We start from the raw sequence: 16,591 nt of genomic DNA, 5'->3' as shown, positions 1-16,591 counted from the left end.
GAAACTTAGTTGAAGCTATATCTTGCGCCAACCTGAATCTGGTATCTTGAAGGAAGATCAGTATTCACTCTGAAAGTAGATGGAGATAAATCCTGACTTACAGTATAAGTAGGAATCAGGTTTGTAGGACTAACTACACCTTTATATTGCATAAAGTTTGTTAAAGAAGGGATTTTTGTTGAACCCCAGTTTTTGTTTAACAAGTTACCAAAGTTGATGATATCAACAGAGATTTCGAATCTGCTATTAGATTTTGAACCAAAAACAGTTTTGATCTGTTGCAAGATTCTGATATCAAAACGGTTTGCCCAAGGATATTCAGCACCATTTCTTTCAGCAATCTGACCTCTGTGTTTGCTCAGGTATTTATCCTGATTAATATAAGCATCTAACCTTGCCCATTGCTGATCAGCAGTTTCTGCTGTAGTTCTGCCTGCAACAGCTGGAATATCTACTAAACGAATATCATTACGGTCTTTAGGGATGTACATTAAATCGTTAAAAGTAGAGTTGTCATTGTTAATGTTTCCTGAAGCAACATAAGAGAACCTTGTGTTACCAAAAGCATCACCATAAGGAGAACCTTCATATACTACACCAATTGATGTAGGTAATTTAGGGATAATAGAGAAGTTGAAATTAACAGCTGCAATGATTCTGTTTTTAACTAAGAAACTGCTATAAGCCAATACTGGTTTATTTGGGTCACCAGCAACCTGGTTACCATTAAAAGCAGAAGCAGCTTGTGAACCTGGAGTTGAAGTAATATCACGTGCATCACTTCTGGTATAAGCTACCATGATGTCAGCAAATGATCCGAAACTCTTTTGAATCTGACCAGTTAAACTCCATGCATAACCTTTGTTTGTGTTATCAAACACAATAGCATTCGTTAGGAATGGATTAATTCTGTTTGCATTACCACCCGGGAAGTAAGGACGTGTATCGCCTGAACCTGTAAGATTAGCCGTTGGGTTAACTAAGTTCGCATCTCTGTGGAATACCTCATTCAATGATTTAGTATATAATCCATCAACAGTAGCCACTAAACCGCCCGGTAACTTATAATCAACAGCTAAACTTGATCTCCAGATTTGTGGAACTTTAAAGTTGTTAGCAGCCTGGTTGATTGCAAATGTTGCAGGGTTTGCTGGATTAGCAGGAATATAAGCTGAAGGATCAGGGCTGAACGGACGATTTTTTGGATTAGTTAAAAAGTCGTTACCAGATCCTAAACCTGTATTTCCAGCCTGGTTAGTTAACCATACCGCAGGAACAGCACCAGTAAAGATACCAGAACCACCACGAACCTGAACAGTACCATCACCTTTAACATCCCAGTTGAATCCAACACGTGGAGAAATCAAGATCTGAGTTTTAGGTAATTTTCCAACATCTAATTTTTCGCCATCACGGAAAGTTGCCGCAGTAACCAATGGATTAGATTGAATTGTTGAAGTATAGATTGGCATATCAAATCTTAAACCGTAAGTCAGTTTAAAGTTAGGTTTGATGTACCACTCATCCTGTGCATAAACTGCAACCGGCATCTGGCTGAAAACAGCCGCCGCAGGTAGTGGGTTATTTTTATCAGTTGAGTAAGTTAACTGGTATAAAAGAGGATTGATAGAGGTATTACCATTTGCTGCTGCAACGAAATCTGATACACTTTTATATCTGAACTGTCCATATAAGAACTGAGCAAATGCATTTTGAAATTTCTGATATCCTACAGAACCACCAACAGTGATGGTATGGTTACCTGCAAAAATGTTAAAGTTTTCATTTAAAGTATAGATATCCTGATTTAAGGTATTTAAACCACTGAAAGGCTCTGTACCTAATGAAATATAGTTAGAACCATTTCCGTCTTCAATATCCACTACAGGGAAAGGATTCCCTTTTGCTTTACGGTAATCACGGAAGCCAGTATATACCAATTGCAGATTATTTGCAAATTTATCACTGAAACGCGTGTTTAATTCCGCAGTTACGGAGTTGATATTGTTATATTGTGTATATCTCATGTTATCATAAATCATGGAAGTTAATGAAGGTCCGCGTCCTGTGTTAGAGTTCGAAGTACTTACACCTGCATCCTTGAAAGATTTAAGATAATTATAACGTACAGTTAATCTGTTTGCATCGTTGATATTCCAGTCTAAACGTGCAGTAACGTTATCTGCATTTTGTTGATTGCTGTATCCTGAATATACTCCCGGATCATATCCGAACTTATTCAATACAGTACTTTTAACCAGATCTAAATCTCTGGTTAATACTCTTGACATATTTTTAGGATCTGTCAATTTATTCGCCACTGCATTTGGATTAGCTAATAAGTTAGTTCCTGGAGAAACGCGTCTTGAAATCTCACCATTCACAAAGAAGAATAATTTATTCTGAACGATTGCTCCACCTAATCTGAAACCAAATTGTTTATTTAAAAATGTCTGAGTTGATTTATCAAGTTTTGTATCACCAACATCATAACCTTGTAAGTTCTGATCTTTATAATAAGTATAAATCGAACCTGAGAATTTATTTGTACCTGCTTTAGTAATTGCATTCACACCAGCACCAGTAAAACCACTTTGTTTTACATCATAAGGTGCAAGGTTGACTTGTAATTCTTCCAATGCATCTAAAGAGAAAGGCTGAGCTCCCGTTCCACCACCAGGTAATGATGATAAACCGAAAACGTTGTTCATTTGTGCACCGTCTAAAGTCAGTGAGTTAAACAAACTGTTTCTACCCGCAAAAGAGAAACCATCGCCTTTAGTATTAGCCTGAGGAGTTAATTTCGTTAAATCAGTAATACTTCTGGAAACTGCCGGAAGCTGTTCAATTTGTTTCTGTGATACGTTAGTCGCAGCACCAGTTCTTGAACTGTTAATAATTTTGCTTTTGTTTCCTGTAATTACAACGTCGCTTAATTGTTGCGCTCCGTCTGATAAAACAACGTTTAACGGATAAGAACCACCTAATTTAAGATTAAGGTTGTCATATTTAGCAGCCTGAAATCCAATAAAAGTAATGGTTACTGAGTAAGGACCACCAACACGCATGTTAGCGATTGTAAAACGGCCATCACTGTTAGTAGTAGTCGTATAAACAGATCCCGTTGGTACGTGGACAGCTTTAACGCTTGCACCAGGTAACGGGCCTTTTGCGTCTTTCACGACACCCGTCATCGCTGAAGTAGTAACCTGAGCATTTGCGGAGAAGATGGTTCCCACAACTGACAGAATGATTACTACAATTTTAAATAGTAAAGATTTCTTCATACTTTCTTTGTTAATGAATTTTGTTTTGTTTTAAACGCAATGCGTTTAGTTACATAATAGTTTGCAGGGACAAAAGTATAGATAAAAAATACAACGTTTTAGCTTTCAATGTTAATAAATCATTAATTATATATGTTTTTTATCCACATTTAACATTTATAATACATGCTTAACCTACAGTTTATCAGATAATTATTTGTAATATCAGCAAATGGCGTTATTTCCTGAAAACCCGAATCAGGCAAACCCTTACTACAAATTCACGTCACAAAAATCAAATACGCTATTTAACGAACATTTTTTTTTAATTTTGGGCTTTACTAAGTAAAGTCCCCTATTAAAAGATATGAACTACGATGTAATTATAATAGGTAGCGGTCCCGGCGGATACGTTGCTGCAATCAGAGCGTCACAATTAGGTTTAAAAACTGCAATTGTAGAACGTGAATCCTTAGGTGGAATCTGCCTTAACTGGGGCTGTATCCCAACCAAAGCTTTATTAAAAAGTGCACAGGTATTTGAATATATCAATCACGCAGCAGAATACGGTATTAAAACTGCCGAAGCTGAAGCTGATTTCGCAGCTGTGATTAAACGCAGCCGTGGTGTAGCTGAAGGAATGAGCAAAGGCGTTCAGTTTTTAATGAAAAAAAACAAAATTGACGTAGTAATGGGTACCGGTAAAGTTAAACCCGGTAATAAGGTTGAAGTTAAAGGTGCAGACGGTTCTACTTCAGAATTAACTGCAAAAAATATTATCCTTGCTACAGGCGGACGTTCAAAAGAATTGCCAAGTGTAAAACAAGATGGTAAAAAAATCATCGGTTACAGACAAGCAATGGTTTTACCTGAAATGCCTAAATCAATGGTTATCGTTGGTTCTGGAGCTATCGGAGTAGAATTTGCTTATTTCTATGCAACAATGGGAACAAAAGTAACTGTTGTTGAATTCATGGATAACATCGTTCCTGTAGAAGACGAAGACGTTTCGAAACAATTACTGCGCAGCTTCAAAAAAGTTGGTATCGAAGTGATGACTTCCTCAAGCGTTGAGTCAGTTGATACTACTGGCGCAGGCTGTAAAGTTCAGGTTAAAACTGCTGCTGGTATACAAACCATCGAATGTGATATCGTTCTTTCTGCTGCTGGTGTAGTGGCTAACCTTGAAAATATAGGTCTGGAAGAAACAGGGATCAAAACTGAAAAAGGTAAAGTAGTAGTTGATGAATTCTATAATACTTCTGTAAAAGGATATTATGCAATTGGTGATATCGTTGGCGGACAAGCTTTAGCGCATGTTGCCTCTGCTGAAGGAATTATCTGTGTAGAGAAAATCGCTGGTCAGTCTCCTGAGCCATTAGATTACAACAATATCCCGGGCTGTACTTACTGCTCACCGGAAATTGCTTCTGTAGGTTATACAGAAAAAGCAGCAAAAGCAGCTGGTTACGAACTGAAAATTGGTAAATTCCCATTCTCAGCTTCAGGTAAAGCTAGTGCAGCTGGCGCGAAAGATGGTTTCATCAAAATGATTTACGACGCTAAATACGGTGAACTTTTAGGCGCACATATGATTGGTGCCAACGTAACTGAATTAATCGCAGAAATCGTTGTTGCCCGTAAATTAGAAACTACTGGTCACGAAATGTTAAAAGCTGTCCACCCTCACCCAACAATGAGTGAAGCGATTATGGAAGCTACTGCTGATGCTTACGGAGAAGTAATTCACTTGTAAAAATAACTTATATAATAAATGGAAACCCGCTGATAACTCAGCGGGTTTCTTATTTTTACAGCATACCAAATTTTATTCAGATGAACTTACATACTATAGATACCGGATTATTTAAACTGGATGGTGGTGCAATGTTTGGCGTGGTTCCAAAATCTATCTGGCAAAAAAGTAATCCCGCAGATGCAAATAATATGTGTACCTGGGCGATGCGCTGCTTATTAGTAGAAGACGGCAACCGCCTGATTTTGATTGATACAGGCATCGGTAATAAACAGGATGAAAAATTTCTAAGTCATTATTACCTGCATGGCGAAGATACGATGGAAAAATCACTGGCAGCAAAAGGGTTCAGTCCTGCTGATATTACAGATGTATTTCTGACCCATTTACACTTTGACCATTGCGGGGGAGCGATTGTCCGTGAAGGCGAAAAACTGGTTCCGGCATTTAAGCAAGCTACCTACTGGAGTAATGAAAAACACTGGAACTGGGCAGTTCATCCCAATGACAGAGAAAAAGCTTCATTTTTGAAAGATAATATCCTGCCATTACAAGAAAGCGGTCAGTTGAAATTCATTGATGATCAGGAAGGAATTGAATTTCAATCCGGCTTTAAAGTACGTTTTGCATTTGGCCATACCGATGCGATGATGTTACCTGAACTGACTTACAAAGACCATACTATTATTTATACAGCAGATTTGCTGCCTTCTACCGGTCATATTCCCCTACCCTATGTCATGTCTTATGACATGTTTCCCCTACAGACCTTAAAAGAGAAAAAAGCATTTTTAGAAGAAGCAGCTGCTAAAAACTACATTCTTTATTTAGAGCATGATTCCGTGAATGAATGCTGTACCGTACAGCAGACTGAAAAAGGTATCCGGTTAAAAGATACTTTGAAACTCGCTGACTTATAACCTGACCATTAATCAAGGATAATATAAACTCAGACAGGCATTGGATTGTATTCCAGGATATCTCCCGGCTGACAGTCCAGTGCCTTACAAATAGCCTCTAAGGTTTCCAGACGGATCGCTTTTGCTTTTCCGGTTTTCAAAATAGAAAGATTAGATAAGGTGATCCCAACCTTCAAACTCAATTCCGTAAGCGATACTTTGCGTTTCGCGAGCATTACATCTAAATTAATGACTATAGGCATATGCGATTTGTTATTGAAATTACAGCTATAATAATCGGTAAAATTGTCGGCTTTTGCAGACATCTTTTCTAAAATGATAGGATTTTAAGAAAAAATTATAAAAAATCAGCGTGACAATATCAAACAATACTGACAGACATCTGTTAAGTGAGAAACATTTTTTCAATTAATTTATCATATTAAATCAATAAAACGCCATGGTTTTTATAAAAAAAATTGAGCCAACTAAAACATGAATTATTAAATAACAAGCATTTATCATTGATAAGCAATAAATAATATACATTTATCGATATAAGACAGGCAGCCTGTCAAATGTATTTTGGAATAATTATTGCTGTTAAATTATCATACAATTAAGCAGTGCAAAAGTAACATTTTCAGGAATTTATGTTTTTAAATTGCCTTTTAATCCTTACTTTTGCACGTTCTAACACATAAAGAGCACCAAAGCACATAAATGAGACAACTCAAAATTACCCAATCCATAACCAATCGCGAGAGTCAATCTCTAGACAAATATCTTCATGAGATTGGTAAAGTAGATTTAATCACCGCAGAAGAAGAAGTAATACTGGCAAGAAAGATACGTGAAGGTGATCAGGCCGCATTAGAGCGTCTGACAAAAACAAACTTACGTTTTGTTGTTTCTGTAGCTAAGCAGTATCAAAATCAGGGATTAACTTTAGGTGATTTAATTAATGAGGGTAATCTTGGATTAATCAAAGCTGCTAAACGTTTTGATGAAACCAAAGGTTTCAAATTCATTTCTTATGCAGTATGGTGGATCCGTCAGTCAATTTTACAGGCTATTGCAGAACAAAGCCGTATTGTACGTCTTCCATTAAATCAGGTTGGTTCATTGAGTAAGATCAGTAAGGCATTCTCTAAATTAGAGCAGGAATTTGAACGTGAGCCTTCTCCTGAAGAATTAGCTGACATCCTGGAAACAACTGTTGATAAGATTTCTGATACTTTAAGTAACTCAGGAAGACACGTATCAATGGATGCTCCTTTTGTTCAGGGTGAAGAAAATACTTTGCTGGATGTTTTAGAAAACCATGAGCCAAATACAGACAGTAGTTTAATTAACGAATCCCTTTCTGAAGAGATCAAACGTTCATTATCTACCCTGACTGAACGTGAACGTGAAATCATCGTTCTTTTCTTTGGCTTAAGTACTAACCACCCGCTTTCTCTGGAAGAAATCGGAGAGAAATTTAACTTAACCCGTGAGCGTGTCCGTCAGATAAAAGACAAAGCGCTACAACGTTTACGCCATACCTCACGTAGCAAAATATTAAAATCATACTTAGGTTAATACCTTGAGTGTCATTTAAAATTTAAATAGACACTCAGGTTAAATATCGGATAGAAAAAGATTGGGTTTCCCCCAATCTTTTTTACTTTTGTGGCACTCTAACCAAATAATCCCGATATGTTTAATAAATACCAATCCGAATTTCAGAACTGGATTGAAAAAGAGAAAAAAGCAGTTGAATTACTAAATGTTGTTGGACAGTTATGGTTCGACAGATCTATTGAACTTGTGCTTTTTCGCAAACCATTATTCGACGTAGGCAGCAGCGAAATCCTTGCTCACCACCAGTACGCTAAAGAAATTTCAGGCAAAGACATTAACATTTATGAGACACTGGAGCTCGCAAATGAAATTGCCAAATGCAACCTTGCCCCTTCCCGTGTTGACATTGGAAGACTTGCAGCAGAATGGCTGGATGAAAACAATGATTTTGCAACAATGCACGATTTTGTCATCAGCAAACTCAGCCGTCACATCGGCAAAGACAAAATCAGCCTTTTACCGAAAGATGTCGTACTGTTTGGTTTCGGAAGAATTGGCAGACTGGCAGCAAGAGAATTAATCCTGCAAGCCGGTAAAGGTGAACAGCTCAGACTGCGTGCTATCGTCACCCGGACTTATAGTGATGAGGAACTGATCAAACGCGCAGAATTATTACGCACAGACTCAGTTCATGGAACTTTTAATGGAATTATTATTGAAGATTTCATCAATAAGGCATTGATCATCAATGGACAAACTATCTATTTCATTGAAGCTAATAACCCTGAAGATATAGACTATACAACTTACGGCATTGCAGACGCTTTATTAATTGATAATACAGGCGTATTCCGTGACCGTGAAGGACTTAGCCGCCATCTTGCAGCTAAAGGTATAGCTAAAGTATTATTAACCGCACCAGCCAAGGGAGACATTCCAAACATAGTAGCTGGAATCAATGATACAGATTTTGATTTTACAAAAGAAACGATTGTATCGAATGCTTCCTGTACCACCAATGCTATTGTTCCGGTCTTAAAAGTTATTGATCAGGCCTTTGGTATTGAAAAGGGACATATAGAAACCATACATTCTTATACAAACGACCAGAATTTATTAGACAACTATCATAAAAAATATCGTCGCGGCAGATCTGCGGCTTTAAATATGGTCATTACTGAAACCGGAGCAGATAAGGCAGTAGCTAAAGTAATCCCTCATCTGGGTGGGAAACTGACAGGTAATGCAGTACGTGTTCCTACACCTAATGTTTCGCTGGCTATCCTTAATTTATCATTAAATAAAGTGACTTCAAGAGATGAAGTTATAGAAATGATCAAACAAGCTTCCCTTTTTGGTGATTTGTCTGAACAAATAGAGTTTTCTATCTCTAATGAACTGGTAAGTTCTGATTTAATCGGAAACAGCCATGCTTCAATTATTGACGGACCGGCTACGATTATGGCAAAGGACAATAAGTCTGTCGTAATTTACACCTGGTACGACAATGAATACGGCTATACCAGACAAGTAATCCGCCTGGCTAAAAAACTAGCTGGTGTTGTTCGTTTAACTTATTACTAGATCCGTGTAAAAGAAATAAAAAGGGCCGGCATTAACTTTCCGGCCCTTTTTATATTAAAAGATATTTGTCTAGAACTCAGATAACACAGGTTTAGTTTCCATAATTCCCTCAATCTCTTCGATGACTTCAGCTGTCAATAAAGGCAGGACGTTTAAAGTAGTCAGGTTTTCTTTTAATTGCTCCGTTTTTGAAGCACCTAAAATAACCGTACTTACATTTGGATTTTTCAAACACCAGGCCAATGAAAACTTAGCCAGAGGCACATTCAGTTCGTCAGCAAGTGTTTGTAATTTCTTAACCTTTGCCAGCTTTTCTTCTGCCAGCGCAGCTTCTTTAAGCCATTCCATCCCTTTCATGTCCAGACGTGTATCTTTCGCATCTCCCGAAGTATATTTACCAGAAAGTAAGCCTGAAGCTAAAGGTGACCAGATGGTAGTCCCCAGTCCATATTCTTTAAATAACAACAGATATTCTTTTTCCAGTTTATTTCGCTCAAGCAGGTTATATTGAGGCTGTTCCATAGTTGGCCCGATCAGATTGTACTGACGTGCCACGCGGATAGCTTCCATGATCTCGGCAGCACTCCATTCTGAAGTTCCCCAGTATAAGATTTTACCCTGCTGCAATAAAGTATTCATTGCCCAGACAGTTTCCTCAACAGGCGTGTTCTTATCAGGACGATGACAAAAATATAAATCGAGGTAATCAACCTGTAATCTCTTTAACGCGCCATGACAAGCCTCAATCACATGTTTCCGTGATAAACCTGTTCTGTTGGGTCCTTTATTCTCAGTTCCAAAAAAAACTTTACTGGAAACTACATATGATTCACGCTCCCATTGATGTGCTTTAATGATCTTACCCATTACTTCTTCTGACTTTCCTGCTGCATAACCTTCTGCATTATCAAAAAAGTTTACACCAGCATCGTAAGCAATTCCCATCAGTTCATCCGCAACTTTATCACTGATCTGATTGCCAAATGTTAACCAGCTTCCCAGAGAAAGCGCACTCAATTGTAATCCCGATTTTCCTAAACGTCTGTATTCCATTTTTATATGAATTTTAAATGTCAGCTATTTTCCAATCACATCTTTGATCAGTACTACCTCAATAAAAGGAATACCGATTTTCCTGTTGACAAATAAGCTAAATGTATAAAATAAGAACAGGAGCCCTTTACTTAAGTTTTTACGATAGCCCATTGATGTGTCACTAATTTGTAATATATTAGGGATATCAACAGTACGACCTATTAATAAAACCCTGGCGCTATGAAATTATATTTGCTAATACCCCTGGCATTTACACTGGGTTGCAATGCAGTAAAAACATCCAATCAACCCGCTCACGCTGATCAGTTAATCAATGACGTCAAGGTTCTTTCTTCTGATGCCTATGAAGGCAGAAAAACAGGAACAAAAGGTGCCGAATTAGCAAGAACATATATTGGCAAACGCTTTAAAGAAATTGGCCTGAAGGCTTATAAAAGCTGTAATGGCTATCAGCAGTCCTTTACTTTCTCAGGAATTGATGATCCAAAAATAACGGGTAAGAACATGGTTGGCTATATCAAAGGGACAACCAGCAAGGTCATCGTTATTTCGGCTCACTATGATCATCTGGGTGTGATTAACGGAACGATCTATAATGGTGCAGACGATAACGCTTCAGGCGTGGCAGGCCTGCTGAAAATAGCAACGCACTATGCAAAGAATAAACCGATGTATACAATGATTTTTGTAGCCTTTGATGCGGAAGAATTTGGCAGAAAGGGCTCTGAGTATTTTGTAAACCATCCCCCGGTTAACCTGGATAAAATCAAGCTGAACCTCAATCTTGACATGATCAGCCACAATGATAAAGGAGAACTTTACGCTGCCGGAACCTATAAATATCCACAGCTCAAAAACTATATCGCTACGACCATTCCTGATTTAAAAATCCTTTTTGGCCATGACAATTCAAGACTGGCAGCAGATGACTGGACAGATCAAAGCGACCAGTCTGCTTTCAACGCCAAAAACATCCCGTTCATCTACTTTGGGGTGGAAGATCATAAAGATTACCACAAATCTTCAGATAAATTCGAGAATATCAACCAGGCATTTTTCATCAATGCTGCAAATGGTATTTTAGAGATCACGGATAACTTTGATAAAGAGCGTACCGTAGAAAAAATACTACGTGACAGATTACAGTCTAAAAGAAGATAAGGAAAATTTACAAATTAAATTGGCTTTTAAGGCCTAAAAAATGCCGGAATAAATTCCGGCATTTTCAGAGGGGATATTGTGCCCTTATTTTTTCAGGGAGTGTCTGGTTTCAATCATCCCTACAAATTCGCTATTCGGATTAACTTTCCTGATTTGCTGACTTTTGAAATCTACTGTACTTGCCCTTCTGGTTTCCGTATTGGCAACCCCTTGAGTAGCGGTTATTGAAGGTGCCAGCACATTCAATGCTTTAGCCAGGTAATTCTCTCTGACATCGCCAAAAACGTATTCAGGATCATCATATTCATCCAATACGTCAGGTACCATCCCTGTATAATATCCACCTTCATTTTTCGAATTTCTGGTTTCAAATATCGGCATATAAACCTGGTATCTGTTTTCCAGTAAGATAGGGAAAAACCCAACAGGCTTACCGTAAGTGGTATCCCCTACCAGTTTCACATTCATATAAGGTTTAAGACTGTTAATTACAATTTCACTCGCAGACGCGGTATTGCGGGTCACAATGAATACAATATTATTAATTCCACCCAAACTTCCTTTTTTACTAAAGGTAATCGTGTTGGCTGCTACTGAATAATTATCATCGGCCGCAGTCAGTATTTTTCCGTTTTGACGTATAATCTTACCGTCTCCATCAAGAAGAGGCTGATTCGCCAGAATGGTCGCATTACCAGCCTGCATCAATGGATTATAAAGCTCAGTGAACATGGTCTGCCCTGAAGTACCTGATGGTGCAATCAGATTGGTCAGATAGGAAGCTGTATTTACATAGCCCCCTCCATTGTACCTTAAATCAACAATCAGATCAGTCACACCCTGTGCGCTGAAATCTGCAAATACAGGATCTAAACTGGCATCGCTCGCTCCGGTACTGCTTGATAACCTCGCAAATCTTGCGTAAGCTAAATAACCTATTTTTTTACCTGAACGGGCAATAACTTTAGAAGTGTAGACCGGATTACTCTTATAAGAAGCTCTGTTCAGCGTTAAACTAAATGGAACTTTATCAATAGCGTTATAACCTTCAATAGTTATGGAAGCTGCCGAGAACGAGTTAAATACAGTTTCATTTTCATTCGTGTAACTCGCACCTACAGTCTGACCATTCACTTTGGTAATTAACCAGCCTCTTTTTACACCAGCAGTTTCTGCCGGAGAGCCCGGATAAACAGCAGTTACAAATAATTGATATTTATCAGAATTTCTGAAAAGATAGAAAATAGGTCTGATCCCAACATCATATCCGTTATTGTCTACATCAACATTTGCAGTTTTTATTGCAGAGGTAGCACTTGGGTTTGCCTGGGTCAGGTCATCTATTCTTGAATATTTTGGATACCCATAACCATTATATTCAAAAGGTTTACCAGTGGCAGGATTGATTTTCAGATTGCTGATGGCAAATAACTCATCATCATAATTATCAATTGGCTTTGATTTGCTGGAATACTGCCTTGGATTGAAAACATCGTATGCAGGAATTGCATCACTCCAGTAATAAATCTGTTTAGCATACAAAAACAGAGAGTCGAGCGTCAACTGCGTACGCGTACCGGTAGCCGGTGATCCTCCGTTTCTGTCTGTTGGGTTATCTGTAATATCTGGCTTAGGACTCTTTTTACATGAACTTGAAATCACGATTAAAAGAAATAGCGTCAAAATCGCTAAACGATTGTTTGATAAATTTATCCTCATAAATAGGCAATATGAAATATGCAATTAAGGTAAAGAAAGAATAAGGATTAAAGTTGATCTACAGCTAAAAATTCAATTTTATCTTCACTGACACACAGACTTTTACCAATCACTAAAACTTCTTTCTTCTTTAAATCATGCTTCAAAATAATCATATCCAGCGTCTGTTCAAAAGTCCCTGTTTCCGCACTAAAATAGACAATCAGAGATTTCTCTAAACCGTTCCATTCCATTTGCCTGATTTTATTTAATTGCTGTACCGGATCGCCGTCTACCAATAAAAAGATAGGTTTGCCAGCTGCATGGATCTCTTTCAGAAAATCCAGGACAGGTGCAAAAAGTAATAACTTTAAAGGAAGCTTTGCATTCTGTTGCAGCAAGTCAAAGTTAATGATGTATTTCTGCGGCAAATTAAACTTTGCAGCCGTTTTAGTAAAGATATCCGCAGCACCGTCTTTCAGATAAGTATCTGTCATGAACTGCACAATTTCCTGCGCATCCATTTGCTCTCCATACTCTATAAACTGTGCAAAAAGATAATAAACCTGTAATTGATAATCCTTTACAGGATATAAAACATCATCCAGACCAAAAACAAAAGCCTGTCTGGGATTAATATAATCTTGGTATTTCATTACGCAATCGTAAATAGTGCTTGTTCCTGCGGAGCTTCATTCATATAAAAAACCCCGTTTAATGTTTTTTCTTTTCCCAGTACAGCCAGGTTATCTGCCGGTACAGCTGCATAAAGCAACTCTCCTTTATCAAACACCGCCCAGTTATTTTTATCCGTAATCTTTTCAGACAGATAAAGCGGGAAATGAAGCAAGTCAGGTAATAAAACGTGGATATTGAACTCTTCAAATAAAACAGCCGATCTCATGACAGCCTCCAGCTCGAAGTTATATAATGGCAATAAACGGTCTGCTTGCTGATCTAAACAGGCATTTAATAAGGTATGTGCGATTGTATCGTCATTCCGTTCACCTAAACTTACAAACTGGTATTGGGCGGATGCAAAAGAAGGCATATCGCCATAATCTCCTAATAAGATTTGGTCGCCGGTAAATGCCTTTAATATTTTTTGTGCCTGGGCAGATTTGCCCCCGGTAATCAGTGTTTTCAAATTTTATACAATTAAACCATCCTTCATGGTGACAACCCTGTCGCTAATCGAGGCAAGGTCTTTATTATGGGTAACAATTACGAATGTCTGTTGGAAATTATCACGTAACGTAATAAAAAACTGGTGTAAAGACTCAGCATTTGCTGAATCAAGGTTTCCTGATGGCTCATCGGCCAATATAATGGCAGGATTATTAATTAAAGCCCTGGCTACTGCAATACGCTGCTGCTCCCCTCCCGAAAGTTGGTTTGGCTTATGTGATGCGCGGTCTTTTAGACCCAAAAGTTCTAAAAGTTCCAGTGCACGGGCTTCCGCTTCTTTTTTACTTTTTTTGGCGATAAAAGCAGGGATACAGATATTTTCAAGCGCAGTAAATTCCGGTAGCAAATGGTGAAACTGGAACACAAAACCAATATTTTGATTTCTGAATATACTCATGGGTTCACCAGAAAGCTGCGCCAGTTTGGTTCCATTTAGTTCAACGGTTCCTTCATCCGGTTTATCCAGTGTACCTAAAATATGCAGTAAAGTACTTTTACCTGCACCTGAAGCCCCGATGATACTGACAATCTCTCCTTTGACAACTTCAAAATCCACTCCTTTTAGAATAGGCAGACTTCCATAAGCTTTTCTGATACCTGTGGCTTTTAGCATGCAGCAAACTTACAAAATTTGAGATTAATTTCAGTGAACGCAAAAATTGCAGTTTTTTATATTCAGGTAAAACCATGGCTAAGAGCGTATAGAAAATGTTAAGCCCCTAACATTTGCCCGCTTTCACTGAAAAATAAGCAATAAACAAGGTTATTTTATAAATTTAAACTGACTCTAAGTTTTTAAAACCAATATGAAATTGTAGATTTGGATCAAATTTTTTCAGCAAATGAATATACACGAATATCAAGGTAAAGAAATACTTAAAAGTTTTGGTGTTGCCGTACAAGAAGGCATAGTTGCCGAAACTGTTGAGCAGGCTGTAGAAGCTGCTAAAAAAATGAAAGCAGACTACAACTCTGACTGGGTAGTAATTAAAGCACAAGTACATGCTGGTGGAAGAGGAAAAGGTGGTGGTGTTAAGTTGGCTAAAAACCTTGACGAGGTTAAACAGAGAGCTACCGATATTTTAGGTATGCAATTGATCACACCTCAAACTAGTGCAGAAGGTAAAAAAGTACATAAAATTCTTGTTGCTCAGGATGTTTACTATCCAGGAGCTTCTGAAACAAAAGAATTCTATGTGAGTGTTTTATTAAACCGTGCCAGCGGAAGAAACATCATCATGTATTCTACCGAAGGTGGTATGGATATTGAAGAAGTTGCAGAACACACTCCTCACTTAATTTTCAAAGAAGAGATCGATCCTAAAGTTGGTCTTCAGGGATTCCAGGCACGTAAAATTGCTTTCAACCTTGGATTAAGCGGTGCTGCTTTTAAAGAAATGGTGAAATTTGTTACTGCGCTTTACAAAGCTTATGACAACACTGATTCTTCAATGTTTGAAATCAACCCGGTTTTAAAAACATCAGACGATAAAATTATTGCTGTTGATGCGAAAGTAGATTTAGACGAGAATGCTTTATTCCGTCATCCTGATTATGCAGCAATGCGTGATAAACTGGAAGAAGATCCAACTGACGTTGAAGCGAGCGAATCAAACTTAAACTATGTAAAATTAGACGGAAACGTTGGTTGCATGGTTAACGGTGCTGGTTTAGCTATGGCAACTATGGATATTATCAAAATTGCAGGTGGTGAGCCGGCTAACTTCCTTGACGTAGGTGGAACAGCTAACGCACAAACTGTAAAAGCAGGTTTCAACATCATCCTAAAAGATCCTAATGTTAAGGCTATCTTAATCAACATCTTTGGTGGTATCGTTCGTTGTGACCGTGTTGCTCAGGGTGTGATTGACGCCTATAAAGAAATCGGAGATATTCCTGTTCCAATTATCTGTCGTTTACAAGGTACAAACGCTGTAGAAGCGAAAAAACTAATTGATGAGTCTGGTTTGAAAGTTTTCTCTGCAATTGCTTTGAAAGATGCTGCTGCCTTAGTTACTCAGGTTTTAGCTTAGTCTATACAGATAAAAAAGAGGAAACTCTTCGCCTTCGCTTAAAGCAGAGGCTTATTATATAAGGAATGCCAATTGTGTTAAAGCAGTTGGCATTTTTTTGTGCCTTTTAATTTCTAAAAAGCTATTCCGGTTCAGGGCCCATCTCAATTGTCTTAAACAAAAAAAACCTCCAGCAATTACGCCAGAGGTTTTTAACCAAATATAATTTAAACGAGCAATACAAATATAGGGACTTTTATGAAAAAACAAAACATTTAAACCTTTTTAATCGATAAAAACTATAAATAAATCATAAACAACTGATTATTAGACATAAAATAACAAATAAAAAGGAATAAATTCAATTAAAAACACCAAAACACCAAATAAAATTAAATAATACAA

13 protein-coding genes are annotated in these 16,591 nt (G+C 37.8%); 6 read left to right on the top strand and 7 right to left on the bottom strand.

The features are described from left to right. Positions 1–5 precede the first annotated feature (5 nt). Positions 6–3,287 (bottom strand): TonB-dependent receptor, encoded by a 3,282-nt coding sequence (locus HDE70_RS15670; protein ID WP_183868065.1) that lies wholly within the window; start codon positions 3,285–3,287, stop codon positions 6–8. 346 nt (positions 3,288–3,633) lie between these two features. Between HDE70_RS15670 and lpdA the strand changes: the two genes are divergently transcribed. Then, complete coding sequence (lpdA, locus tag HDE70_RS15665) at positions 3,634–5,022, top strand: dihydrolipoyl dehydrogenase (RefSeq protein ID WP_183891180.1); 1,389 nt, start codon at positions 3,634–3,636, stop codon at positions 5,020–5,022. A gap of 80 nt (positions 5,023–5,102) precedes the next feature. Continuing rightward, positions 5,103–5,942: an MBL fold metallo-hydrolase gene (locus HDE70_RS15660; RefSeq protein ID WP_183868063.1), complete on the top strand. Its 840-nt coding sequence runs from the start codon at positions 5,103–5,105 to the stop codon at positions 5,940–5,942. A 29-nt stretch (positions 5,943–5,971) separates the two neighbouring features. On the opposite strand, the gene HDE70_RS15655 is transcribed toward HDE70_RS15660, so the two are convergent. Continuing rightward, positions 5,972–6,184, bottom strand: a complete 213-nt coding sequence (locus HDE70_RS15655; RefSeq protein WP_111636242.1) for a helix-turn-helix domain-containing protein — start codon at positions 6,182–6,184, stop codon at positions 5,972–5,974. A 460-nt stretch (positions 6,185–6,644) separates the two neighbouring features. Between HDE70_RS15655 and HDE70_RS15650 the strand changes: the two genes are divergently transcribed. After that, entirely contained in the window at positions 6,645–7,505 is an 861-nt protein-coding gene (locus tag HDE70_RS15650) for an RNA polymerase sigma factor RpoD/SigA (RefSeq protein WP_062547391.1), read from the top strand. 117 nt (positions 7,506–7,622) lie between these two features. Beyond that, positions 7,623–9,071 (top strand): glyceraldehyde-3-phosphate dehydrogenase, encoded by a 1,449-nt coding sequence (locus tag HDE70_RS15645; protein WP_183891179.1) that lies wholly within the window; start codon positions 7,623–7,625, stop codon positions 9,069–9,071. Positions 9,072–9,140: 69 nt separating this feature from the next. Here HDE70_RS15645 and HDE70_RS15640 read toward each other — a convergent pair whose 3' ends face one another. Further along, on the bottom strand, positions 9,141–10,124 hold the full coding sequence (locus tag HDE70_RS15640) for a potassium channel beta subunit family protein (protein ID WP_183891178.1): 984 nt from the start codon (positions 10,122–10,124) through the stop codon (positions 9,141–9,143). A 222-nt stretch (positions 10,125–10,346) separates the two neighbouring features. Between HDE70_RS15640 and HDE70_RS15635 the strand changes: the two genes are divergently transcribed. After that, positions 10,347–11,288: a M28 family peptidase gene (locus HDE70_RS15635; RefSeq protein ID WP_183891177.1), complete on the top strand. Its 942-nt coding sequence runs from the start codon at positions 10,347–10,349 to the stop codon at positions 11,286–11,288. Between the two features lie 84 nt (positions 11,289–11,372). Here the strand turns inward: HDE70_RS15635 and HDE70_RS15630 are convergent, their stop codons facing one another. The 4 genes from HDE70_RS15630 to HDE70_RS15615 are packed head-to-tail and all read right to left on the bottom strand — an operon-like array spanning position 11,373 to position 14,787. Beyond that, entirely contained in the window at positions 11,373–13,007 is a 1,635-nt protein-coding gene (locus tag HDE70_RS15630; protein ID WP_183891176.1) for a S41 family peptidase, read from the bottom strand. A 47-nt stretch (positions 13,008–13,054) separates the two neighbouring features. After that, on the bottom strand, positions 13,055–13,642 hold the full coding sequence (locus tag HDE70_RS15625) for a haloacid dehalogenase (protein ID WP_183891175.1): 588 nt from the start codon (positions 13,640–13,642) through the stop codon (positions 13,055–13,057). Then, complete coding sequence (locus HDE70_RS15620) at positions 13,642–14,133, bottom strand: hypothetical protein (protein ID WP_183891174.1); 492 nt, start codon at positions 14,131–14,133, stop codon at positions 13,642–13,644. Before HDE70_RS15620 ends, HDE70_RS15625 begins: the two co-directional genes overlap by 1 nt. 3 nt (positions 14,134–14,136) lie before the next feature. Next, positions 14,137–14,787 (bottom strand): ABC transporter ATP-binding protein, encoded by a 651-nt coding sequence (locus HDE70_RS15615; protein WP_183891173.1) that lies wholly within the window; start codon positions 14,785–14,787, stop codon positions 14,137–14,139. 229 nt (positions 14,788–15,016) lie between these two features. On the opposite strand from HDE70_RS15615, the gene sucC reads away from it, so the two are divergent. Next, on the top strand, positions 15,017–16,207 hold the full coding sequence (gene sucC, locus HDE70_RS15610; RefSeq protein ID WP_183868054.1) for an ADP-forming succinate--CoA ligase subunit beta: 1,191 nt from the start codon (positions 15,017–15,019) through the stop codon (positions 16,205–16,207). Positions 16,208–16,591 lie beyond the last annotated feature (384 nt).

The sequence above is a fragment of the Pedobacter cryoconitis genome, from assembly GCF_014200595.1.
GTDB classification, from domain to species: Bacteria; Bacteroidota; Bacteroidia; order Sphingobacteriales; family Sphingobacteriaceae; genus Pedobacter; species Pedobacter cryoconitis_C.
This window is presented reverse-complemented; position numbering and strand designations above follow the sequence as displayed.